This window comes from Sulfurovum sp., from assembly GCF_049668085.1.
Lineage (GTDB): Bacteria > Campylobacterota > Campylobacteria > Campylobacterales > Sulfurovaceae > Sulfurovum.
Genome location: NZ_JBATIY010000013.1, coordinates 21230 through 44966 on the forward strand (window position 1 = coordinate 21230; position 23737 = coordinate 44966).

Sequence of the window (23737 nt, forward strand, 5' to 3'; positions counted from 1 at the left end):
ATTTTATAAATAATATTTATGAAATTAGGAGTGATAATGTATGAATTTAAACTATAATAAAATGATTAAGAAATCAGGTGTTATAAAAAGTTTTTTTATTAAAAGTTTTAATGTTTATACATTATCTTAATTGGTATGGAAGTATGATACTATTCGATTTAAGTTCTCCTTCTAGATTTAAAGAAAGGTATATCGAAAATAAATGAACAGATTCTTTGCTAAAATGTTTATCCTACTATGTATAAATATTTCTACTCATGCGAGTGTTTGGAATAATCCACATAGTTCAAAAAAAATAGAAACAGACACGCTGTTTTCATCATTTTCCGTACCACTTAAAAAACTTGACCCCGTGCAATCTTATAATGCAATTGAGTGGGCTGTAATTAGCCAGATCTATGAGCCACCTTTACAATATAATTACCTTAAGAGGCCCTATGAACTGGAACCTCTAGCCCTTATAAAAATGCCAGAGATCCGTTACTTAGATAAAGATAATCATGAAGTCGATGAGGATTCAAAAGATCTTATGTATTCAGAGTACCGTTTGGATCTAAGAAAAGACATTAAATATCAAAATCATCCTGCTTTTGTAAAAAATGCAGATGGTACATTGAAGTATAGCGGACTGAATGAAGACGCATTGGAAAAGATAAATTCTATTGATGATTTTAAAGAAGTGGAAACGCGTAGGTTGTTGGCTTCTGATTATGAGTATTCAATCAAAAGAATGGCTGTGAGACAAAACCATTCACCTATTTTAGACAATATGCAGGCTTATATTGTTGGATTAGAAACATTTTCGCAAAAAATAACAAAAATAGTCAAAGAGAAAGACCAGGCGGGGCAATGGACCGATCTTCGTGACTATTCCATTGAGGGAGTTCATGTAATCAATGACTCGGTGTTGATCATCAAGATAAAAGGGAAGTACCCACAATTTAGCTACTGGCTGAGTATGAATTTTTTTGCTCCAATTCCTTGGGAGGCAGATCTTTTTTACTATCAAAAAGGTTTGATTGAAAAAAACATAACATTGAATTGGTTCCCTGTAGGAACAGGTGCGTATTATCTGGCTGAAAATAATCCCAATAAACGGATGCGCTTGTTGGTCAATCCCAATTATCATCCTGAGAAATATCCTTCACTTAGTATCGAAGAGAGTCAAAAGTTGAAGGTGCCAAAAGAGTTACTGGAGGATTCCGGCAAGAAATTACCTTTTATAAAAGAGGTCATTTACTCTTTGGAAAAAGAGAGTATTCCCTTATGGAATAAGTTTTTACAAGGCTATTATGATGCATCTGGCATAAGTTCTGAAGCGTTCGATCAGGCTGTGCAAATCTCCTCAGCAGGAAGTATGGATTTGAGTGATGAAATGCGTAAAAAAGGGATCAAGATGAGAGGTTCGGTTGAACCCTCCATATTTTATATGGCTTTCAATATGACAGACCCTATTGTAGGCGGGTACACGGAGGCGGCCAAAAAGCTCAGACAAGCTATTAGTATCGCTCAAAATCAAGAAGAATATATCTCTATTTTTATCAATGAACGCGGAATCGCAGCACAAGGCCCTATCCCTCCTGGAATATTCGGTTATGAAGAGGGTGAAAAAGGTACGAATAGGGTGATTTATGATTGGGTTGACGGTAAACGTGTACGAAAACCTATGGAGATTGCCAAAAGATTGTTGGCAGAAGCAGGGTATCCAGGTGGTATTTCAGAGATAACAGGAAAAGTTTTGAAATTGCATTACGATGCTACAGCTACAGGTCCTGATGACAGGGCATTGATGGATTGGCAGCGTAAGCAGTTTGCAAAACTGGGAATCGAGTTAGTGATACGATCTACAGACTATAATCGCTTTCAGAGGAAAGTAAGAAAAGGGAAAGTACAACTTTTTTCATGGGGCTGGAATGCAGATTATCCCGACCCGGAAAATTTTCTCTTCTTACTTTATGGACCCAATGCAAAAGTGAAGACGAACGGTGCAGGTATCAATAGTTCAAATTATCAAAATCCAAAATTTGATGCACTGTTTGATGAGGTAAAAACTATGAAAAATAGCCCTGAAAGAAAAAAGAAGATAGAAAAAATGCTCGAAATAGTTAGAGAAGATGCACCATGGATATGGGGTGTTCATCCTACCTCAATGGCACTCTTCCACGAATGGTATCAAAATGTGTTGCCTCATGCAATGTCAAACAACACACTCAAATATAAACGTGTGAATGCAAAGCTAAGAGCAAGCAAGCAAAAAGAGTGGAATCAGCCTCAAATCCAGCCTTTGATCTTTTTTGTGTTGCTTATGATTATGATAGGCTTTGTATCTCATCGTGTTTATAAAAACAGACAAAAAGCTGTTATCGCTAAAGAGGAGCATTAAATGTTTGCCTATATTTTAAGAAGAATCATTTATGCCGTTCCCATATTGATAGGGGTGAACCTCATTACATTTATGCTCTTTTTTATGGTAAACAGCCCTGAAGATATGGCAAGAGCACAGTTGGGTGCAAAACAGATCAGCCCTCAAATGATACAGGCATGGAAAGAACAAAGAGGCTATGATAAGCCACTCTTCATCAATCTAAATGCACAAGGTGTTTCTGTGGTGACTGATACATTGTTTATGAAAGAGTCACTCAAGCTTTTCACTTTTAATTTTGGTGTATCGGACTCTAATCGTAATATAGGTTCAGATATCAAAGAGCGTATGGGACCTAGTTTGGCCATTGCATTGCCTACTTTTATGATCGCCCTGATCACTAATATATCACTGGCTTTGCTTCTGGTACTTTTTCGTGGGTCAGTTTTGGATACAAGTATGATGATCGTTGCTGTTATGATCATGTCTATCTCTGGACTTTTTTATATCATTGCAGGTCAGGTACTCTTTTCCAAAATGTGGCACTGGGTTCCTATCTCCGGTTATGATAGTGGATGGAGTGGGATCAAATTTATCATCTTACCTGTGATGATAGGTGTTTTTGCAGGGATCGGTTCAGGTGTGAGATGGTACCGCAGTATTTTTTTGGAACAGATAAACCAAGATTATGTCCGTACTGCAAGAGCGAAGGGTCTCTCAGAACTTAGAGTGCTCTTTGGACATGTTTTACGTAATGGGATGTTACCCATCTTGACTGGTGTGGTGGTTGTGATACCTTCACTTTTTATGGGAAGTTTGATCATGGAGTCTTTTTTTGGTATCCCTGGACTGGGTTCCTATACGATAGATGCTATTAGCTCACAGGACTTTGGGATTGTCAAAGCGATGGTCTTTTTGGGTTCGGTACTTTATATTGTAGGACTTATCTTGACAGATATCTCTTATACGTTGTTTGATCCAAGAGTGAAATTATGATATTTTCTTTACTTTGGACAGATATGTTGGTTTGGGGATTACTCAGTGTACTCATATTTCTCGGATGGGGAGCATCTCGTTCTCCTCAGGTAAGACAGCAGTGGCATACTATTTTCAGATCAAGTATTGCAATGGCTTCAACGATTATTTTGCTTTTTTATATCTTTTTTACACTGCTGGATTCGGTCCATTTACGTTTTGCGATAGAGTCAACTGAGAGTAAGCATGAGCAAGTGCAATACTCAGAGATAGTCAGTCTTTTGGATTTGATCTTCGCGCACAATATAGAAGGTACAGAACGTACTTATTCTGAACCTTTTGCACTGAATGAATATACCAAATCAATTGTAGTAGATGCGAATGGTGTGACAAAGCAGGAGTACCTACCGCTTAAGCATGTTTCTAACAGAGATGAAAGTGTGAAAACATCTCTTATTGCGATCATGATGGGGTTGTCAATAAGTATGATATTTGTGCTTATGCATATTCTTTGGCGTAGTGAAACAGGATTTAAAGATACGTTTAGACTGACCTTTCAAGGAAAAACGGAACTTCCCTGGCGAACAGCGTATGTAACGATGACGCTACTGATCACACTTTTCACATGGTTTTATATGTTGAGTTTTGATTATCATGTACTGGGTACAGATAAAGTAGGAGGAGATGTCCTCTATCAAAGTTTAAAAAGTATCCGAACAGGAGTATTGATCGGTATCTTAACCACTTTGATCATGTTGCCTGTAGCCATACTTTTAGGAGTGAGTGCAGGCTTGTTTAGAGGTTGGGTGGATGATGTGATCCAATATCTCTATACGACACTTAGTTCTATCCCCGGTGTACTTCTTATCGCGGCAGGGGTACTCTCAATGCAGGTGATGATGAACAATAATCCTACTTGGTTTGAGAGCACTCTGGAGAGATCGGATCTGCGGCTATTGTTTTTGATACTTATACTGGGGATCACCAGCTGGACAGGACTTTGTAGATTGCTTCGTGCCGAGACATTAAAAATATCTCAAATGGAGTTCGTGACAGCAGCCAAAGCATTTGGTGTGGGTAAACTAACGATTATCAGTCGCCATATTATTCCCAATTTGATGCATATTATTCTTATCTCAGTGGTGCTTGATTTCTCAGGTCTGGTATTGGCTGAGGCAGTACTCTCTTATGTAGGTGTAGGGGTTGACCCTACTATGCACAGTTGGGGCAATATGATCAATCAGGCAAGACTTGAAATGGCAAGAGATCCAATGGTCTGGTGGTCACTTTTCTCTGCATTCGTTTTTATGTTCATTTTGGTCTTGGCGGCAAATTTATTATCTGACCGCGTTCAGACTGTTTTGGATCCAAGGAATAAATCATGAAGCCTCTTTTAAGTGTAGAAAACCTGAGTCTTACCGTAGCTGGAGAAAAACTTCTTAAAGAGATCAGTTTTGAGGTACAACAAGGAGAAGTGTTTGCATTGGTCGGTGAGTCAGGGTCTGGTAAATCACTTACGTCTTTGGCTATTATGAGACTGCTTCCCGATGTGATCTCTGTGAGTTCGGGAGATATTAAATTAAAAAATGATTCTCTTTTTTTACTTCCTGAGTATAAAATGCAAAAGATTCGTGGCAAGGCTATTGCAATGATTTTTCAGGAACCTATGACTGCATTGAATCCTGTAATGACCATTGGAGCACAGGTAGCAGAGGTGATAAAGATACATCTGGGTTTAAAAAAAGAAGCTATTAAAGAGAAGGTGATTTCATTGTTTGAGGAGGTTGCTTTAAAAGATCCCAAAGAGAGATACAATTGGTATCCTCATCAGCTTTCAGGCGGACAGAAACAAAGAGTTATGATCGCTATAGCTTTGGCTTGCGAACCGGATCTTTTGATAGCAGATGAACCTACTACTGCACTGGATGTTACGATACAGGCAAAAGTGTTGAAGTTGCTTAAAAAGATACAAGTGAGAAGAAATCTTTCTATCCTTTTCATTACCCATGATATGGGAGTTGTTGCACAAGTAGCAGATAGAGTGGCAGTAATGCGTAATGGCGAGATTGTGGAAAAGGCAGAGTGTGATGTTTTTTTCTCTGATCCTCAGCATCCTTATACACAAAGTCTTTTAAGAGATGCTATGCCTACTCAAGAGAGTAGAATGATGACATACAATCCAGAAAAACTACTTGAAGTGAAGGGGTTAAAGGTTCACTTTCCTATCAGAAAAGGTTTTTTTCAACGAACAGTTGGCTATGTTAAAGCAGTCGATGGGGTTAGTTTTTCGATCCCAAAAGGAAAAACACTGGCTTTGGTAGGCGAATCAGGAAGTGGAAAAAGTACCACAGGGCAAGCGATACTCTCTTTGATACCGACTACTGAAGGTATCATCCAATTTGAAGATCAAAATCTTGCACATCTTAGCCCATTGGCACTCAAGCCATATCGCCGTAAGATCCAGGTTATTTTTCAAGATCCTTTTTCTGCATTGAATCCTCGTATGACGATAGGTGATATTATTCGAGAGGGTATGGTGAGTTTAGGTGTAGGTCCAAAGAACAGAGCGTTACAAGATACTAAGATAAGTGAACTTCTTTTGACAGTTGAATTGGAAGCAGATCATATGCACCGTTATCCTCATGAATTCTCCGGAGGACAACGTCAACGTATAGGTATAGCAAGAGCATTGGCAGTAGAACCTGAATTGATTATTTGTGATGAACCTACCTCTGCACTAGATGTTACTGTCCGGACTCAAATACTCAAACTGCTTCAAAAACTGCAACATAAGTCAGGGGTGTCTTATTTGTTTATTACGCATGATCTTTCTATTGTTCCTACGATTGCAGATGAGATTGCGGTGATGAAAGAGGGAAAAATAGTGGAACAGGGGTTTGTGGAAAATGTGATGGAAAATCCACAGCATCCCTATACACAGAAGTTGTTAAAATCAGCACCAAAATTACCAAACTGAGGATAGAAGCAGAGAGATGTGCATACGGCTTGATCTGGAGAAAAAAGTATACATCAAAGTTGAACTTTTCTAATATACAATTTTTTTCATTTTAAGCGATAATAAAACCATGATTTAGCCTCACGAATTTTGTATAGTGTACGCTTTCCCCTAGAATTTATAAATTATATGTATGAAAATAAGAGCAATATCATATGAATTTAAAATATGCTAGAATGATTTTTAAATTTACTCCTAAAGATACCAAATGATAAACTTTTTTGACATGATCATGACACCTATTAGAGCAATTAGAATGCGGTATGTACCACTATTGCTCATCTATTTTGCCTATGGTGCCAGCGGGTTTTCAGCTGTAGCCGAGACTTTTTGGGTAAAAGAACAATTAAATTTGTCTGCAGAAAACCTTATATCTCTTGGAGTATGGCTTACTGTACCGTGGACGATCAAAATGATATTTGGCCAGATGGTAGACTCTTTTACTTTTTTTGGCTCTAACCGTAAGGTCTATGTCTATATAGGTGCGTTGCTTATGGCATTAGGTACAACACTAATGATAGGATTGGTTTCAGATGCAGTCTGGTTGGCTGCTTACACAAAAGAAAAGGTCTACATATTTGCATCAGTGTTGTCCGTAGTGGGTTTTGTGATGCAAGATGTCGTGGCAGATACTATGAGTACAGAAGTAGTAGATAAAAGTCAAACAGATGTTGAGATAAGAAAAGAGTTGGCCATGATCCAGGTCCTTGCCCGACTTTCTCTGGGATTGGCTATCTTCTCTGTAGCAGGATTAAAAGGGTGGCTTGCTGAAATATATAGTTATGAAACCATGTTCAAGATCTCTTTGTTTATTCCGGCACTTTCTATCATAGGGGTAACATTGGTGAAATTAAATCCGGTAGAGTCTTCACCGCTTAATAAGCAGATCTTTTTTGGTGGGTTCCTTTTTGCTGTTTTTGTGGTACTAATAGGATATAACGAAATTCCATACTCTCAGGAAATAGTCTTTTTTGTCTCTTTGAGCGTCGTACTCTATTTTCTGCGTACACTTATCAAAGACTTGGAGCCGGAGACTATCAAGCATATACAGATGGCAATGATCGTTATTTTCGTCTATAGGGCTATGCCAAGTGTAGGACCGGCGCTTACATGGTGGGAGATAGATGTCTTGGGCTTTGACAAAGCATTTTTTGGTACATTGGGCCAAATAGGCGCTGCTTTGGCACTGGTAGGTATGTGGATCAGTTCGAAGTTTATTATCAATCAAGCCATAGGAAAAGTACTTATTTGGATGACTGTGATAGGGAGTGTTTTATCATTGCCGGTATTAGCCATGTATTATGATGTCCATACCATGCTTGGTATCGATGCAAGAACAGTGGCTCTTGTTGATACAGCAGTGGCTTCGCCTTTTGATTATATTGCAGGGGTATTGATGTTAACCCTGGTCGCTATCTATGCTCCGGAGGGACATAAGGGAACGTGGTTTGCACTAATGGCCAGCCTTATGAATATTGCCCTTAGTGCAGGAGGACTTTTAAGTAAATATCTCAATAAGATCTTTATCATGACCAGAGAAATTAAAGAAGATGGAAAGATAGTCGTGCCTGCAAATTATGATGATCTGGGTATGTTGCTTTGGGTAGCGATCATTGTTGGTTTCATTGTACCTATTGTGACTATATTAAAGTTCAATCCAGACCCGAGTATTAAAAAAAAGAATTTAAAAAAGCATAAAAATATTGGATAATCTTTATACAATAAATATCTTACATAGAAGAAGAGAAAAAGATGATTATATTATTTGATCTAGATGGAACACTGATAGACTCAACAGAAGCAATATTGGAAAGTTTCGATATCGCTTTTAAGACATTTGATTCACCTGTACCAGATAAAGAATTGATCAAAGCGGAGATAGGACATCCTTTAGATGCAATGTTTGCAACATTGGGTGTAGAAGAAGATCATGTAGATGCACATGTACAAGCTTATAAGATGCATTATAGAAAGATCTCATGTGCAAAGACGGTGTTACTCCCTGAAGCAAGAGAGGCTGTGGAACTTGCAAGTCAACATGCTGTTCTTGGAGTGGTGACGACCAAAACAGCGAAGTATTCCATAGAATTGTTGGAACATATGGGATTAATGACCTATTTTGATGTATTGGTGGGTAGAGAAGATGTTGAGAATCCAAAACCACATCCAGAACCTATTTTAAAAGCTTTGTCAAAATTACAAAGTAATAAAAGTAAATATTGGATGATAGGTGATACACCGATGGATATATTGGCAGCCAACGCAGCGAACATCAATAGTGTTGCTGTGACCTGTGGATATGCAGATGAAGCATTGCTATTAAAACATACGGATAATGTATCTAAAACGGCTCTTGAAGCTGTGAAATTTATCACTCTAAAATAAGCAAGATTAAAACATTAGTAAATCTCGCTATAATCAAAAAAATATTATTTAAGGAAATCTTATGCCATTATTAGACAGTTTTACAGTAGACCATACAAAGATGATCGCACCAGCAGTACGTGTTGCTAAAAAGATGGGTACACCTAGCGGAGATGACATTACGGTGTTTGATCTACGTTTTTGTGTACCAAATGAAGAGATACTTTCTGAAAAAGGCATCCATACTTTGGAACACCTTTTTGCAGGTTTTATGAGAGACCATTTAAACAGCAAAAAAGTTGAGATCATAGATCTTTCACCTATGGGGTGCCGTACAGGATTTTATATGTCAGTATTGGGTTCACCAAAAGAAAAGTCTGTAGCCAAAGCATGGAAAGAATCTATGGAAGATGTACTTGGAGTGAAAAGTGAAAAAGATATCCCAGAACTTAATTTACACCAATGTGGTACTTATACAATGCACTCGTTGGATGAAGCACAGCGCATTGCGGAAAAGGTCATCAAGAGAGGCATCGGTACAATGAGCAATAAGAAGTTAAAAATGACAAAAAAACAACTTAAAGATGCAAATAAATAATGTCTATATCTATCCTTGTATCTAGATTTAAAGATCTTGATGAAATATGATGCATCGTTAAGAGAACAAAAAAAGTTAGTACTATGTGAAGATGGTACCAATACACTCTTTTCTGTTGAATTTGATGAACCCTATCACTCCACAAAAGATGGTGCTTTACATGAATCTTTAGAGAAACATGTAAAGCCCGCTTTGGCTTTAAGCAAAGATAAGCAGCAACTGATTATTTTAGATATCTGTTTTGGTTTGGGCTATAACACTTTTTCCACACTACACTACATCAAAACACAAGGCTTAAAGACAAAAGTACACATACTCTCTCCGGAGTTTGATGAAGGGCTTGTTCGTTCACTGGATACTTTTGAGTTTCCTACGGAGTTTGACAGCATCAAATACATTATTAAAGCCATAAGCCAAGACCTTTACTATGAAGATGAACAGTTTAAGATAGAGATACTTTTAGGAGATGCAAGAAAAAGCATACCGAAGATTCAAGAGAAGGTAGACATTATTTATCAAGATGCCTTCAGTCCTGCACACAACCCACTGCTTTGGACAACAGAACACTTCTGTGACATAAGGAACATTTGCAAAGATGATGCACTTTTAACAACCTACTCAACAGCAGCAGCCATACGTTTGGGACTGTATGAAAACGATTTTTATATTTTTGTACACAGAGCTGAACTGATGCGCTATTCAACTGTGGCTAGTTTAAAGATGTTGGATTTGGAATATATAGATATGGAATTGAAAAAAGTACGTAATACAGAAGCACGCAGTATGAAAGATGCAGAGTATTTAAAAGATGTGAACCGTTAGCCAAACAGTACCATTTTGTGTACTTAAAACACGATGGGGTGTTTTTGAAGGGATGAAGAGTGTATCTCCCTTTATAAGAGTTGTCTTTTCATCATTTAGAATCAGTGTAGCTTGACCCTCAATTACAACTAGCCATTCATCTTCTGCTTGTATATACACTTTTTCATCTAAATCATCTGAACTTGCGATACGGTTTATCTTGATATTTTTATGTTCGAGAAGGGTGGTGTGGGTTTCACCACTTTGTGGGGTTAAATAGTCGTAAATATTCACTAGTATGTCATCTGTAAACTATCCACATCATTCCAGCTCATACTTTTTTGCGAGCTTCTGTGTGCCAGTATATGGTCTATGTACCTGGCAAAAACATCGGTTTCTATATTCAGTTTTGTTCCCACTTTATAGTTTTTCATCAAAGTTTCTTTAAGTGTGTGGGAAATGATGGTGAGCCTGAAGTTGTCTTTTCCTACATCGTTGACCGTGAGTGAGATACCATCGATGGTGATAGATCCTTTAGGGATGATATGTACGATATATTTCTTGTCAACAGTGATGATGAAGTCTGTGGCATTTTCTCTCGGGGTGATCCGTGAAACAGTACCTACACAATCGACATGTCCCTGTACGATATGACCTTCAAAACGGTCATTCATCATCATGGCAGGTTCCATGTGTACAGCACCTGAGATCTTACTTTCATCTATGATCGAACGTGTTTCGTCTGCCAGTTCAAGTTCAAACCCGTCACTGTGTACTTTGATGACGGTTAGACAAATACCGTTTATGGCAATGGAATCACCAAGTTTAGCCGGATGTTTTGATTTGATGGTCAAAATGTTATTTTGATAGCTTTTAACAGTAGCAATTTCACGAATTAAACCTGTAAACATAAACTTCCTTGATTAGAACGCATTTTGAACAAAGTCCAAAATACTACGCTGACTCTAAGTCAACTTCAGCAGTTGGCTCATACGACCAGTCGTATTTTAAAATGATATTTTTTGGATATAATTCGATTATTATAGCAAAATATATATTTTTTCTTCTTCCTTGTGAATAAGAAGTAAGGTTTTTTATGAATTATGATGTCATAGTCATCGGTGGTGGACATGCGGGTATAGAGGCTTCCTTGGCATCTGCACGTATGGGCAGTAAAACATTGATGATCACAATATTAGCAGAACAGATCGGGGCTTCTTCGTGTAACCCTGCTATAGGTGGATTGGCTAAAGGCCATCTGGTACGGGAAGTGGATGCACTTGGTGGTGAGATGGGCCTGTGTACCGATAAAACAGGTATACAGTTCCGTACACTCAATGCTTCTAAAGGTCCGGCAGTAAGAGGTAGTCGTGCACAGATAGATATGGATCAGTATCGTATCTATATGCGTAACGTGGTACTCAATACAGACAATCTTGATGTAAAACAGGAGATAGCTGATGGTCTCGTGATAGAAGAGGGTGAAGTCAAAGGTGTCACGACACAACTTGGTAACACGTATACAGCACCTAAAGTCATTATTACCGCTGGAACCTTTCTCAATGGTCTTATTCACATAGGAGATAAAAAGCAAACTGCAGGAAGACAAGGTGAATTTGCTTCTGTAGAATTGGCTGAGTACTTACGTGGTTTAGGATTGAATATTGGTCGTCTAAAAACAGGAACCTGTGCGCGTATCGATGCAAAGTCTGTTGACACTTCAGTGATGGAAGTACAGCCGGGTGATACACCGCCTCCACCATTTTCTTTTAGAACAGACAAAGCAACGTTTAATCCTACTCAATTGCCTTGTTATATAACCTATACCAATGAAGATACTCATGAGATCATCGAGAGTAATTTCTATAGAGCACCCATGTTCTCTGGTCAGATTGAAGGTGTGGGACCACGTTACTGTCCTAGTATAGAAGATAAGATCAGCCGTTTTAGAGACAGACCTAGACATCAGATATTTGTGGAACCTCAAACCATCGATGAGACAGAGTACTATATCAATGGTATGAGTACATCTTTACCTATTGATGTACAGCTTGAGATGGTGCGTTCTGTTGCAGGAATGGAAAATGCAAAAATCGTACGTTACGGGTATGCCATAGAGTATGATTACATACAGCCAACAGACCTGAAACATACACTTGAGACAAAGAAAATCAAAGGGCTTTATACTGCTGGACAGATCAATGGTACTACTGGATATGAAGAAGCAGCAGCACAAGGTCTCATGGCAGGAATTAACGCTGCATTGAGTATACAGGGTAAAGAGCCTTTAATACTTAGACGTGATGAAGCGTATATAGGCGTACTGATAGATGACTTGGTGACCAAAGGAACGAAAGAACCATATCGTATGTTTACCAGCCGTGCTGAGTACAGACTTCTTTTACGTGAAGACAATGCAGATATGAGACTTTCGCATTATGGTAAAGAATTAGGCCTTTTGGATACTGATTATATGGAAAAGTTTGAAGAGAAAAAAGCGAACTTAGAGGAGGCCTTGGATTACTTGAGGATACATCATGCAACGCCTACAAAAGAATTTTTAGCAAAACTTGAGTCTATAGGTGCAGTGAAAATAAGTGATAAAACGTATATGATGGATGTTATAGGACGTGGTGATTTCAATAGAGAAAAGCTTGTAACGATCCTACCAGAGTTTGATAAGTACGATGATGAGGTGATAGAGCAAATTCTAGTAGAAGCAAAATATAGCCGATATATTGAGAAACAGCAACAACAGATCTTACAGATGGGTGATATGCTTAAAATCAAAATACCGGAAGGTTTTGCCTATAGTCATATTTCAGGATTGAGCAATGAAATAGTAGAAAAACTTGAACTTTCTACACCTCCTACATTGTTCGCGGCATCACAAATATCGGGTGTGACACCTGCGGCTTTAGAAATTATACATGTACATATAAAAATGGCACAAAAAAACAAAAAATAAGATAGAAAAATATGACGATCAAAAGATCGTATTAAAATAACATGTACTAATAGATAGAAATTAAGACTGAAACAGTCTTAATTTACTTTTAGTTATATCTCCCTTAACCCCCTCTATAAAATAAGAACTTTTAATTATAGGTTAATCAAAAGTTCTATATAATAACACATTATACTGATTTACATTTAGGAGGAAGAAGTATGGCAAATGAAGAAAAAAGTCGTCGTGACTTTATGGGTATGGCACTCGGTGCATGTGCTGCTGTAGGTGGTGTTGGTGCACTATATGCCGCTAAGCGTTCGTGGGATCCATTGCCGAGTGTAAAGGCAGCAGGGTTTACTACGATTGATCTGGCAGGGGCTAAAGAGAATCAACTTACAGTTGAGAAATGGAGAGGGAAACCTATCTTCGTTCTTAAGAAAACTGCAGATATGCCACAAGATGATAGAGATGTGATTATAGGTTCTGACCGATTCCATGTCTCTATTGGTTTATGTACGCACTTAGGGTGTATTCCGGCATATAGAAAAGACAAGCAGGATTTTTTATGTGCATGTCATGGTGGTTTGTTTGATATTAGCGGAAAAGAGTCATTTGGACCACCGCCTAGTCCGCTAGAGATCCCTCCATTTAGAATTGATGGTACAAAGCTTGTTCTTGGTGAAGCGGGTCCAGAGTATAAGAAAATGCTAGAAGCTGGCATTACGGTATAAGGGGGAGTTTATGGCAAAATTTGAAAAAGCAAATAGTCTTAATGAGTGGTTAGATCAGCGTTTAGCTGTCAATACTATTAAGAAAGTAATGAACACTGAGTATTGGATCCCAAAAAACATTAACTTTTTATGGGCAATGGGAATGGTATTGGCAGCAACATTTGGTATGCTGGTACTTTCTGGTATCTTCTTACTTATGTACTACAAACCAGATACAAATCTCGCATTTGACTCTGTAAACTATACGATCATGAGTGAAGTGGGCTATGGATGGTTATGGAGACATATCCATGGTATCGGTGCATCACTTGTATTCCTCATTATATACATTCACATGCTCACAGGTATCTACTATGGTTCATATAAGAGAGGAAGAGAACTTATCTGGCTTTCAGGTATGGGACTTTTTGTTGCATTTTCTGCAGAAGCATTTTCTGGATATATGCTTCCATGGGGACAAATGTCTTACTGGGCAGGTATGGTTATTACTAACCTTTTCTCTGGTGGTTCACTTGAAGCGTATGGTCTTGTTGAATGGATCCGTGGTGATTATGTTCCAGGTGATGCATTCTTAACACGTTTCTTTATGTTACATGTATTCTTGCTTCCATTGGTAATTATCGGTCTCATAGTTTTACACTTTGGAACACTTAGAATCCCACATGTAAATAATCAAGAAGGTGAAGAGATAGATTTTGAAGAAGCGGCAGACCTTTGGAAGGCAGGAAAGAGAAAAGAGTCTAAAGTAATTCCATTCTCTCCAGTATTTTTAAGTAAGGACCTTTTTGTGATGGGTGTCTATTTTGTACTCTTCTTCTATTTGGTGTTCTATAACTTTAACTTTGCGATGGACCCAGTGAACTTTGATCCGGCAGATGGTCTTAAGACACCAGCACACATTTACCCTGAGTGGTACTTCTTGTGGTCATATGAGATCTTACGTCCATTTAATAAAGATGTAGGGTTAATTGCGTTTGGTATTGCTCAGGCATCCTTCTTCTTCTTGCCATTTATTGACAGAAGTCCAAATGTAGCTCCGGCACATAAGAGAGGTCTTTTCCAGGTATGGTTCTGGGTACTTGTTATTGATATGATTGCACTGACTGCACTAGGTAAATTACCGCCAGAAGGTATCTTCAATACATTAGGAACATTCTTTGCGATTCTTTTCTTGTTGATGGGTCCAGCATTGTTTGTTATAACCATGTTCGAAAAAAAGTTAGAGAAAGGAGCGTAATATGAGAGAATTAAAAATACTTGGCGTTGTTGTATTCTTTTCGCTACTTACATATTGGTTAGTTGAGCCGTTTGCTCATCATGAGATGCATAAAAAAGTGGATGCTCAGGGAAATGAGATCGTTATAGAGAGTCATGGATTCACTTATGATGGAACAGATGATATTATACAAGCTGAACGTAAAGGTGATGCAGCATTAGTGGCTAAGAAAAAAGCATTCTGGGCTGATGTAGCTGAGGTAGCTAAACTTGAAGGAAATGCTGCAGCAGGTGAAGCAGGTTATGGTATGTGTATGGGTTGTCATAATGGTGCAAACATGAATATGGGTGGTGTGATTCCACCAAACCTTGATCATGCAGGAGCGATCTATGATAAGAACTATCTTATCGCTGTGATCAAAGACCCTGCAATGGCATCAAATGTGGACCATAAATATGCAGATACGATGATGCATCCAATGGGTTCGATCAAATCTATGATGAGTGACAATCAGCAGATCGCTGATGTAGTAGCCTATATGCTTGAGCATAAAGCTGGAGAAGTAACACCTAAAGAAGCGTACATGGAAGCATGTGTAAGATGTCATGCAGTACGTTATGATAAGTTGACACAACTAGGAGACACACCGTCATTCAAATATGAAAAAGATGAGCTTGCACATAAGATCAAAGTGATCGAAGAGCAGGATGCAGTGAAAGCATATATGGGGAAACTTCCTCCTGATCTTTCTATGATCATTAGAGCAAGAAGTCATCATTTTATGGAGACATTTATGGAGAACCCACAAAGTCAAATGCCTGGTACATCTATGCCTAGAGTTGGTTTAAATAAGGAAGGGTATGAAAAAGTAGAAGCATACCTTACTGAAGCAGGTGACCCTAGTAAAAAGAAAAGAGAAGCACTTGGACCATGGGTTATCGGTTTCTTTATTGTATTCTCAATTCTTGCATTCTTATGGAAGAAATCACAATGGAGAGATTTACATTAATCTCTAACCATTTAGGACAAGGCGCTGCCTTGTCCATACTTTCTTGATACACATCACCCCTTTTTTATCTACATTCTGCTACCCTAAGAAAAAATATTAAAAAATTATACATTGGATTTTATATGCTTATAGATGGACATGGCCGTAAGGTTGATTATCTCCGTATTTCAGTCACAGAACGTTGTAACTTCAGATGTCAATACTGTATGCCGGAAAAACCTTTTTCATGGGTGCCTAAAGAGAACTTGCTCTCTTTTGAAGAGCTCTTTTTATTTGTAAAAGTAGCCATAGATGAAGGTGTGACTAAGATCCGTCTGACTGGTGGAGAACCTCTCTTGAGAGAAAATCTGGATACTTTTATCAAAATGATATCTGACTATAAACCCGACATAGATCTGGCACTCACCACCAATGCATATCTGTTACCTGAAGCAGCACAAAGGCTTAAAGATGCGGGACTGAAAAGATTGAACATCTCACTGGACTCATTGCATGCAGATGTTGCAGCTAAGATAGCGGGTAAAGATGTACTTCCTCAAGTACTAAAAGGTATAGAAAAAGCGTTAGAAGTAGGGCTTAAGGTCAAGATCAACATGGTACCGCTCAAAGGCATCAATGATGGTGAGATATTGGATGTATTAGAATATTGTAAAGCACGAAATATTAAAATACGTTTCATAGAGTATATGGAAAACAGGCATGCAGATCAGGCACTAAAGGGTATGCATGGGAGAGAGATACTTGAAAAAGTAAAAGAAGGGCATACGATTCGTGCTTTAGGACGTGAAGGTGCCAGCCCATCATTCAACTACGCACTTGAAGATGGTACAGAATTTGGACTGATAGACCCGCATAAACACGATTTTTGTGAAAACTGTAACCGTATACGTCTTACGGCAGAAGGAAATCTTATTCCTTGTCTCTATTTTGATGAGGCGATGAGCATTGCTGAGTCAGTAAAAAAGGGTGATATCCAGGGTGCAGCAGATGTCTTGGCTCAGGTACTTAAAGACAAACCTAAAGAGAACCGCTGGACTGAAGAGAATCCTAATGAAGAGAAAGAGATATCCTCACGTGCTTTTTATGAAACTGGTGGCTGATGTTTTACCTTACTGAAGAGTTTTTTTCGATCCAGGGTGAAGGTAAATATGCTGGAGTGCCTTCGTATTTTTTACGTACAGGTGGCTGTAACCTGAACTGTCCTGGTTTTGGTGCAAGCTATGAAGTCGATGGTGAAGTACGTTACGGATGTGACACTTATTTTGCTGTAGACAGTGCCTATGCCAAATCATGGACAAAAGTAGATGACAGCAAAACACTGATCGACAAACTTAAAAATGAATTTAGCATCATAGGGTATAAACCACACATGGTTATTACGGGTGGTGAACCTTTAATGTATCACAATGATAAAGTATTTTATGCAGTAGTTCAGTGGTTGGTTTCAGAAGGGATTGAGATCACTTTTGAAACCAATGGTACGATCGAGATAGATTTTGAAAAGTATCCAGCCTACAAGTCGTGTATCTTTGCACTCTCATTAAAGTTGGCGAATTCAGGTGAACCTGAAGAAAAACGTATCGTTCCCCAAGCACTTCGTTCTATAGGCGATCATGCTAAAGAGGCTTTTTTGAAGTTTACTATTGATGCACATCTGGCGGCAACTTCAGCGTTAGATGAGATAGAAGTTATAAGAGAGATCTTGCCGGAACTTTCCGTGTATTGTATGCCTGTAGGTGAAAGCAGAGATAGTATTTGGAAAAATGACAAATCTGTTTTTGAATTTTGTATGAAACATAATTTTAAGTATAGCGATAGACTACATATACGTGTTTTTGATACAACCCAGGGTGTGTAACCTAAATTTTAGTTAGCTTGGTTAAAATCAGATTCATATACTCCTAGTTGAGGAAGAAAGATGTTAATCAGAAAACTTTTTAAATTTGAAAATGCTCATATTGTACGTGACTGTACAACGCAACGCTGCAGCGAAAATATCCATGGACACTCTTATAAAATTGAAGTACTTTTAGAGTCAAACTATCTTGACGATGGACAAATGGTGTACGACTTTGGACTTACTAAACGGTATATCAAAGAGCTGATAGACTCTTTTGACCATGCGATCACGCTTTGGTCAAAAGATGATAAAAAGTATATAGATGCCATGAAGACCTATAGTAACAGATGGGTGGAACTTCCCGTTTCTCCTTCGGCAGAACAGTTTTCCCGCGTGATCTATCTTATGGTAGAACGTGTTTTGGCATGTACAGATATGCAAAATGGAGAAAAAGAAGTAAAGCTTCACAGTATCATCGTACATGAAACAGATACAGGATATGCACAAGGGTTTAAAGAAGATGCGCATAGTGAACAGATGGGTATCATAAAACTTGAAGATATACGCTTTTCACCTCAGGTACAAAGTGAGTGGAGTGACACTACGCTTTGGGATAAACTCTTAAACCATACCCTTATCACAAATCCTAAAAAAGTTTAGATTCTTTATTTTTTGCTATAATATAGTTATTAAAACAATAAGGATAGATTATGAAAAAGTTATTATTTCTTTCTCTTGCAGTAATGAGTGTATGGCTTACAGCATATGCTGAAGAAGCAAAAGTAACTGAAAAAGTTACAGAACCACTTGTAAATCCAAAAAAACCAAAACCAGCATTGCCTGCAGAAGCAGCGAAATGTGTGGAACCGGCCAAACCAGCAGCTCCTGCAACACCTGTAGAGCCTGCAAAAACAGCCGAACCTGCAAAGCCAGCCAAACCAGCTGAACCTGCGAAACAGGCTTTACCTGCAGAGGCAGCTAAACCTGCACTGGCGGCAGAAAAAGCCTTACCAGCAAAGCCAGCGATGGCAGCTGAAAAAGTACTACCGGCAGAGGTCGCAAAAGCAGCTACCCCAGCGAAACCAGCATTATCTGCAGAGGCAGCAAAACCAGCACCAGGAATATGTCCCCCAGTAGCAGCGAAACCAGCAGCTCCTGCAAAACCAGTATCTAAATAAAAATAAAGGATAGATCATGAAAAAAATAACAATATTTTCTCTCGCAGTAGCAGCTATAATATTCACAGCGTGTGGAGAAGAGACAAAAAAAGTAGTAGAGGAAGTGAATAAAACTGCCATAGCAGAAGCGGTTAAAAAAGATACTGTAAGTGCTTTTGAGACAGCAAAGATCAAAATGGCTGAAGCAGCTGAAGCAGCAAAAGTAGCGGCAGCCGAGATGGCAGCAGAAGCAAAAGTTGAAGCGGACAAAATGTCAGCTGAAGCGGTAGAAAAAGCAGCAGAACTCAAAGTAGAAGCAGAGGCCAAAGCAGAGGAATTAACGCAAGCGGCAACTGCAGCATTGACACCGGCATCACCGCCGGCAGCCTATGATAAATGTAAAGGGTGTCACGGTGTAGATGGTAAGACTGCAGCACTTGGTAAATCAGCGATCATTGCTGGTCAAGACAAGGAAGCATTGATTACTTCTATGAATGAGTACAAAGCCGGTACAAAAAATGTAGCTGGTATGGGTGCGCTCATGAAGGGACAAGCCGCTACTATGTCCGATGAAGAGATTGAAGCAGTAGCTGATTATCTTTCACAGATATAAGAATATCTAGAGGGCGAAGTCCCTCTTTCAAAATTAACGCGTAAAAAAATCTTCTTTTTCGTAAGCACTCAATTCCCATGATATTGGCAATATTTTCACAGTTTTACCTTTTTCAAGGCTCGAAATATCCGGTGTTGTAATGAGCATGGCATTGGCCTGTTCTAAAGGTGAGATCATCCCTGGAAGCTGCTTATTGAATGGTATAAATGTGTTTCCGTCAAATGTCCCTAGACGTACGGTATGTTTACCGGCTCTTAATTTGAAATCTTCTTTCATCTGTGTAGATATCGTATGATGATAATAGGCATTCATACCAGACATTTTACGAATAGCTGCACGTACAAACATTTCATAATTCACCATAGAGGCAAGAGGATTTCCAGGCAGATTGATCACAACCGTGTCTCCAATGGTACCAAAAGCTGTAGGTTTTCCTGGTTTGATATCTACTTTGTCAAAGTGCAGTTCCATCCCTAAATTTGCAAAAGCATCCTTGGTGAAGTCTCTGTCCCCCATGCTGATACCACCAGATGTGATGATAATATCTGCATTCAGAGCAGATTTTATAGCAGATTCTAAAGACTCCATAGTGTCACCAGAGCTACCTATATATTGTACTTCACAACCTAATTCTTTCGCACGTGCTAAGAACATAGGCGTATTTGAATTATAGAGTTGCTTCGGTGCTATCTTCTCGAAGTGTGGACGCAGTTCATCTCCTGTGCCAAATACAGCAACCTTTATTTTGCGTGTTACTCTTAGGTGTGTTACTCCTTGGCTGGCAAGCAGTGCGATACTGTATGCAGTGACCTTCTCCCCTTTGTGCAAGTAGACATTGCCTCGCTTGATATCCTCACCTGCATGTCTTATATGTCCATCTTTTTGTATCTCTTTTGGTAAGGTTATCTGTGTCTCATTTACTGTCACATTTTCTATAGGGATCACGGCTTCACAACCATCTGGAATAGGTGCTCCTGTCATGATTTTGATGGCTTGTGTAGGCTCAAGTGTCATCTGCGGATCATCTCCAGCATAGATAATATTTATACATTCCACTGTGCTGTTAGCATCTGAACATTTTACAGCATACCCATCCATTGCAGAGTTGTCAAAACGCGGCAGATCAAATGTTGCGATGGAGTCTTCACTCATCACCCGTCCCAATGTCATCTCTATAGGTAGTAGTTCAGAGCCTACTACAGGGCTGTTCTCATAAATAATATCAAGCGCTTGAGTGATAGAAACAGGCATTTTGAACCTTTAAAATTAAGTTGGGTTCGATTATAACAAAATAGGGTATAATCCGCTTTTAAACAAATCAAAATTACAGGAAATTCATATGATAGCAGAGATGTTAGCAGCACACAGTATTTTAGTGAAAGTCTTTTTAGGCTTTTTGGTCGGAGGATTGTTTATCCCTATGTTGACAGCAAAAAATCCATTGGGATTCAGAAAAGCAAGTTTTATCTATACGATGATCTTTCAAGCGATTGCTACGATGATAGCATTTGCAGGTATTATAGCTGTTTTCGCAGGTGATTTGGGATGGTCATTGAGTACTATAATCATGGTAGTGGTTTGGGCTGTGTTGATGTATATAGAGATCAAGAAATATAAACTTATTAAGATGGCGAATTTACAAAATCCTGATACGCACAAGTTACTTAAAGGTGCATTCTTGAAAATATCTTCAGTACAGATCTTATTGGTTGTGGTGATGATTGTGCTTATGGTACTTAAAGTTAAAGGCGTAGTAGCACTGTAATCATGTTATATCTTTATCATAAAGAAGCAGGTAATCCTCAGCTCACTCTACATGGAGATGAGCATCGTTACATTTTCAAAGTGCGAAGACATAAGGTAGAGGATACCCTGTACATTCGTAACCTTGAAGATGGACTCCTTCATCGATATCTTATTAGCTACATAGACAAACGGGCGGTCAATCTTGAACTTCAAGAGAGTCAAACACTTGAAATTAAAGCAAAAGTACCGTTACATATAGGTTGGTGTGTCATTGACCCCAAGAACATTGAAAAAGTACTGCCTTCTTTGAATGAAATGGGTGTAGAAAAAATCACTTTTATCTATTGTAAACGTTCACAAAAAAGTTTTAAAGTCGATTTTAAACGTTTGGAAAAGATACTTTTAAACTCTTCTCAGCAATCAGGACGAAGCGAAATGATGCAGTTGGAGATGGCAGAGGATCTGGAGAGTTTTGTTAATGTAAACCCGGAAAGTAAAATGTTGAATTTTTCTGAAAATAAGTTAGGTCCACAAGATCATATTGCAACGATTGTCATAGGTTGCGAGGGTGGTTTTCATGAAGGTGAAGTGGCACTTTTTAAGCCTGAAAATATCATCGGACTGGATACACCATTGGTTTTAAAAAGTGAAAGTGCAGTTTGTGCAGTAGCTAGTAAACTGTTGCTCTAACGTTTTACCAGCTAAAGAGGTGTGTACGAGAATTATCGTACACTTCTATAGATAGTGACTACTTGCTGATATTGTTTTTTAGTCAAGATCGTTTTTAAGTTTGCATTACAGTTTGCTTTCATCTCGATGATCTTTCTACGTGTTTCTAGCATCACCTCTGCTTCTTTCACTGAATCATTGTCAGTGGTCAGAGCATTTTCTAAAAGCATTGCTTCTTCGTGCATGACTTGTTGAATCATCTGTTTCATTTTAGGTTTATTTGTATCGGACCATGCTTTTAACGCAGTCATTTGTTTTTGGTCAATACCTAAAAGATCAGCATTTTTAATAGCGATACGCATAAGATTTGGCATAGGATTAGCATGTTTTAGCGCATGTTTATTCATTCCCGTGCCCATATTCATAGCGTGTAGTGATGAGAATGACATCAAAATGAGAGTCATTGCAATAATTATTTTTTTCATTGTTTTTCCTTTTTTATAGTGTTATGCATTATATACCAAATAGTGTTAATCAAAAGTGCAAAAAGTATAAATTAATATATTGAGAGGACTTTTATAATTTTTTAAAAATATTTTGCTATAATTTCGCCCTATGTTGTCTCGCCAAAGAGCGTTGCAATGACCCTTTTTTTCATAGAAAAAGGAAGAGTCATCGACTAGAACAGGTTAGTTACCTGTCACCAAATAAACTAAAAGGTTAGAAAATGAGAAAAGAAATTCACCCAGATTACGTTGAATGTGCAGTTACATGTGCATGTGGTAATAAGTTTGAAACTAGAACAAATAAAGCAGAGATGAGTATTGACATTTGTAATGCATGTCACCCATTCTTTACTGGTTCTGAAAAAATTCTTGATGCTGCTGGTAGAGTAGAGAAGTTTAAGAATAAATATAAATTAGGTTAATCCTAATGACATAGAGAGCATCGCTCTCTATGCTTGCACTTATGCTAAGTTTGCTTGAACATCGGCAATCACTTATTCTCTTCAAACATTAAAGTATGTATTATGTTAACATTTATCCCTACACCTATTGGAAATCCACAAGATATTACGATCAGAGCTATGAAGATTTTTGAAAAAGCAGAACTCTTTTTATGTGAAGATACACGTCAGACCAAGCGGCTTTTACGTTTACTCGAAGAGCGGTTTGATATGGCGTATCCTGATGCAGAATTTTATTCTTTTAATGAACATAATGGAGAGGAAAGACTTGAGGAGTTTGGAAGTACTTTGCAAGATAAAGAGGTTGTGTATGTCAGTGATGCAGGAATGCCGGTTATCTCTGACCCTGGACAGATACTTGTAGCACATGCTCAGAAACACAATATACCCTATGATGTACTTCCTGGTGCCTCTGCAGTGACGACTGCCTATGCAGCGAGTGGTTTTGAAGAAGGAAAATTTCTTTTTTACGCATTTTTACCGCATAAAGGCAAAGAGAGAACTGCTGCCCTTAGTGATGCAATGAACAATGGCTACAACACTGTACTGTATGAAGCACCTCACCGTCTGGAAAAGCTTTTAAATGAGATTTCGATACTGGATGAGAACAGAGAGCTTTTCTTAGCCAAAGAGATCAGTAAAAAATATCAAAGATACTACCGCGGTACTGCAGTGTCATTAGGCGAAATGCTTAGTGAATTAACGATACGCGGAGAGTGGGTG

General features: G+C 38.5%; 25 protein-coding genes. 21 read left to right on the plus strand and 4 right to left on the minus strand.

Annotation, left to right across the window (positions count from 1 at the left end; genetic code table 11):
• Positions 1-202: 202 nt before the first annotated feature.
• From WBM70_RS01010 to WBM70_RS01045, 8 genes are all read left to right on the plus strand, one after another.
• Complete coding sequence (locus WBM70_RS01010; protein WP_424556656.1) at positions 203-2383, plus strand: ABC transporter substrate-binding protein; 2181 nt, start codon at positions 203-205, stop codon at positions 2381-2383.
• Positions 2384-3358 carry an ABC transporter permease gene (locus tag WBM70_RS01015; protein WP_424556657.1) on the plus strand — a complete coding sequence of 325 codons (975 nt, stop codon included), beginning with the start codon at positions 2384-2386 and terminating at the stop codon, positions 3356-3358. It abuts the gene before it with no gap.
• Complete coding sequence (locus WBM70_RS01020) at positions 3355-4722, plus strand: ABC transporter permease (RefSeq protein ID WP_424556658.1); 1368 nt, start codon at positions 3355-3357, stop codon at positions 4720-4722. The genes WBM70_RS01015 and WBM70_RS01020 overlap by 4 nt, the downstream gene beginning before the upstream one ends.
• Entirely contained in the window at positions 4719-6314 is a 1596-nt protein-coding gene (locus WBM70_RS01025) for an ABC transporter ATP-binding protein (RefSeq protein WP_424556659.1), read from the plus strand. Before WBM70_RS01020 ends, WBM70_RS01025 begins: the two co-directional genes overlap by 4 nt.
• Positions 6315-6561: 247 nt before the next feature.
• A complete protein-coding gene (locus WBM70_RS01030; protein ID WP_424556660.1) occupies positions 6562-8064 on the plus strand; it encodes a hypothetical protein in 1503 nt (500 codons plus the stop codon).
• A gap of 41 nt (positions 8065-8105) precedes the next feature.
• Positions 8106-8738, plus strand: coding sequence for an HAD family hydrolase (locus WBM70_RS01035; RefSeq protein WP_424556661.1), 633 nt, complete (start codon positions 8106-8108; stop codon positions 8736-8738).
• A 61-nt stretch (positions 8739-8799) separates the two neighbouring features.
• Positions 8800-9315 (plus strand): S-ribosylhomocysteine lyase, encoded by a 516-nt coding sequence (gene luxS, locus WBM70_RS01040; protein ID WP_424556662.1) that lies wholly within the window; start codon positions 8800-8802, stop codon positions 9313-9315.
• A 39-nt stretch (positions 9316-9354) separates the two neighbouring features.
• The gene (locus WBM70_RS01045; protein ID WP_424556663.1) at positions 9355-10137 is read left to right on the plus strand and encodes a tRNA (5-methylaminomethyl-2-thiouridine)(34)-methyltransferase MnmD; all 783 of its coding nucleotides are present in this window, start codon (positions 9355-9357) and stop codon (positions 10135-10137) included.
• Here the strand turns inward: WBM70_RS01045 and WBM70_RS01050 are convergent.
• Positions 10117-10410 (minus strand): cupin domain-containing protein, encoded by a 294-nt coding sequence (locus tag WBM70_RS01050; RefSeq protein WP_424556664.1) that lies wholly within the window; start codon positions 10408-10410, stop codon positions 10117-10119. The two genes, WBM70_RS01045 and WBM70_RS01050, sit on opposite strands and share 21 nt — an antisense overlap.
• Positions 10410-11027 (minus strand): riboflavin synthase, encoded by a 618-nt coding sequence (locus WBM70_RS01055; protein ID WP_424556665.1) that lies wholly within the window; start codon positions 11025-11027, stop codon positions 10410-10412. The genes WBM70_RS01050 and WBM70_RS01055 overlap by 1 nt, the downstream gene beginning before the upstream one ends.
• Positions 11028-11212: 185 nt before the next feature.
• Between WBM70_RS01055 and mnmG the strand changes: the two genes are divergently transcribed.
• The 9 genes from mnmG (at position 11213) to WBM70_RS01100 (ending at position 19632) form a co-directional block, all read left to right on the plus strand.
• Positions 11213-13084 (plus strand): tRNA uridine-5-carboxymethylaminomethyl(34) synthesis enzyme MnmG, encoded by a 1872-nt coding sequence (gene mnmG / locus WBM70_RS01060; RefSeq protein ID WP_424556666.1) that lies wholly within the window; start codon positions 11213-11215, stop codon positions 13082-13084.
• A 200-nt stretch (positions 13085-13284) separates the two neighbouring features.
• Complete coding sequence (locus tag WBM70_RS01065; protein WP_424556667.1) at positions 13285-13797, plus strand: Rieske 2Fe-2S domain-containing protein; 513 nt, start codon at positions 13285-13287, stop codon at positions 13795-13797.
• Positions 13798-13807: 10 nt separating this feature from the next.
• Positions 13808-15034 carry a cytochrome b gene (locus WBM70_RS01070; protein ID WP_424556668.1) on the plus strand — a complete coding sequence of 409 codons (1227 nt, stop codon included), beginning with the start codon at positions 13808-13810 and terminating at the stop codon, positions 15032-15034.
• Position 15035: 1 nt separating this feature from the next.
• Positions 15036-16022 carry a c-type cytochrome gene (locus tag WBM70_RS01075; RefSeq protein ID WP_424556669.1) on the plus strand — a complete coding sequence of 329 codons (987 nt, stop codon included), beginning with the start codon at positions 15036-15038 and terminating at the stop codon, positions 16020-16022.
• A 122-nt stretch (positions 16023-16144) separates the two neighbouring features.
• Complete coding sequence (gene moaA, locus WBM70_RS01080) at positions 16145-17122, plus strand: GTP 3',8-cyclase MoaA (protein WP_424556670.1); 978 nt, start codon at positions 16145-16147, stop codon at positions 17120-17122.
• Positions 17122-17880, plus strand: coding sequence for a 7-carboxy-7-deazaguanine synthase QueE (locus tag WBM70_RS01085; protein ID WP_424556671.1), 759 nt, complete (start codon positions 17122-17124; stop codon positions 17878-17880). The genes moaA and WBM70_RS01085 overlap by 1 nt, the downstream gene beginning before the upstream one ends.
• Positions 17881-17940: 60 nt before the next feature.
• A complete protein-coding gene (locus WBM70_RS01090; RefSeq protein ID WP_424556672.1) occupies positions 17941-18522 on the plus strand; it encodes a 6-pyruvoyl trahydropterin synthase family protein in 582 nt (193 codons plus the stop codon).
• A 50-nt stretch (positions 18523-18572) separates the two neighbouring features.
• Positions 18573-19040 (plus strand): hypothetical protein, encoded by a 468-nt coding sequence (locus WBM70_RS01095; protein ID WP_424556673.1) that lies wholly within the window; start codon positions 18573-18575, stop codon positions 19038-19040.
• 16 nt (positions 19041-19056) lie between these two features.
• Positions 19057-19632 (plus strand): c-type cytochrome, encoded by a 576-nt coding sequence (locus tag WBM70_RS01100; RefSeq protein ID WP_424556674.1) that lies wholly within the window; start codon positions 19057-19059, stop codon positions 19630-19632.
• A gap of 33 nt (positions 19633-19665) precedes the next feature.
• On the opposite strand, the gene glp is transcribed toward WBM70_RS01100, so the two are convergent.
• Positions 19666-20883 carry a gephyrin-like molybdotransferase Glp gene (gene glp, locus WBM70_RS01105; RefSeq protein ID WP_424556675.1) on the minus strand — a complete coding sequence of 406 codons (1218 nt, stop codon included), beginning with the start codon at positions 20881-20883 and terminating at the stop codon, positions 19666-19668.
• Between the two features lie 88 nt (positions 20884-20971).
• On the opposite strand from glp, the gene WBM70_RS01110 reads away from it, so the two are divergent.
• Together WBM70_RS01110 and WBM70_RS01115 are read left to right on the plus strand one after the other, a co-directional pair.
• Positions 20972-21397: a hypothetical protein gene (locus WBM70_RS01110; RefSeq protein WP_424556676.1), complete on the plus strand. Its 426-nt coding sequence runs from the start codon at positions 20972-20974 to the stop codon at positions 21395-21397.
• A gap of 2 nt (positions 21398-21399) precedes the next feature.
• Complete coding sequence (locus WBM70_RS01115) at positions 21400-22068, plus strand: 16S rRNA (uracil(1498)-N(3))-methyltransferase (protein WP_424556677.1); 669 nt, start codon at positions 21400-21402, stop codon at positions 22066-22068.
• Between the two features lie 32 nt (positions 22069-22100).
• Here WBM70_RS01115 and WBM70_RS01120 read toward each other — a convergent pair whose 3' ends face one another.
• Positions 22101-22532: a hypothetical protein gene (locus tag WBM70_RS01120; protein WP_424556678.1), complete on the minus strand. Its 432-nt coding sequence runs from the start codon at positions 22530-22532 to the stop codon at positions 22101-22103.
• 242 nt (positions 22533-22774) lie between these two features.
• On the opposite strand from WBM70_RS01120, the gene rpmE reads away from it, so the two are divergent.
• Together rpmE and rsmI are read left to right on the plus strand one after the other, a co-directional pair.
• The gene (rpmE, locus tag WBM70_RS01125; protein WP_424556679.1) at positions 22775-22975 is read left to right on the plus strand and encodes a 50S ribosomal protein L31; all 201 of its coding nucleotides are present in this window, start codon (positions 22775-22777) and stop codon (positions 22973-22975) included.
• 102 nt (positions 22976-23077) lie between these two features.
• A partial coding sequence (gene rsmI / locus WBM70_RS01130; protein WP_424556680.1) for a 16S rRNA (cytidine(1402)-2'-O)-methyltransferase occupies positions 23078-23737 on the plus strand: 660 nt, incomplete at its 3' end.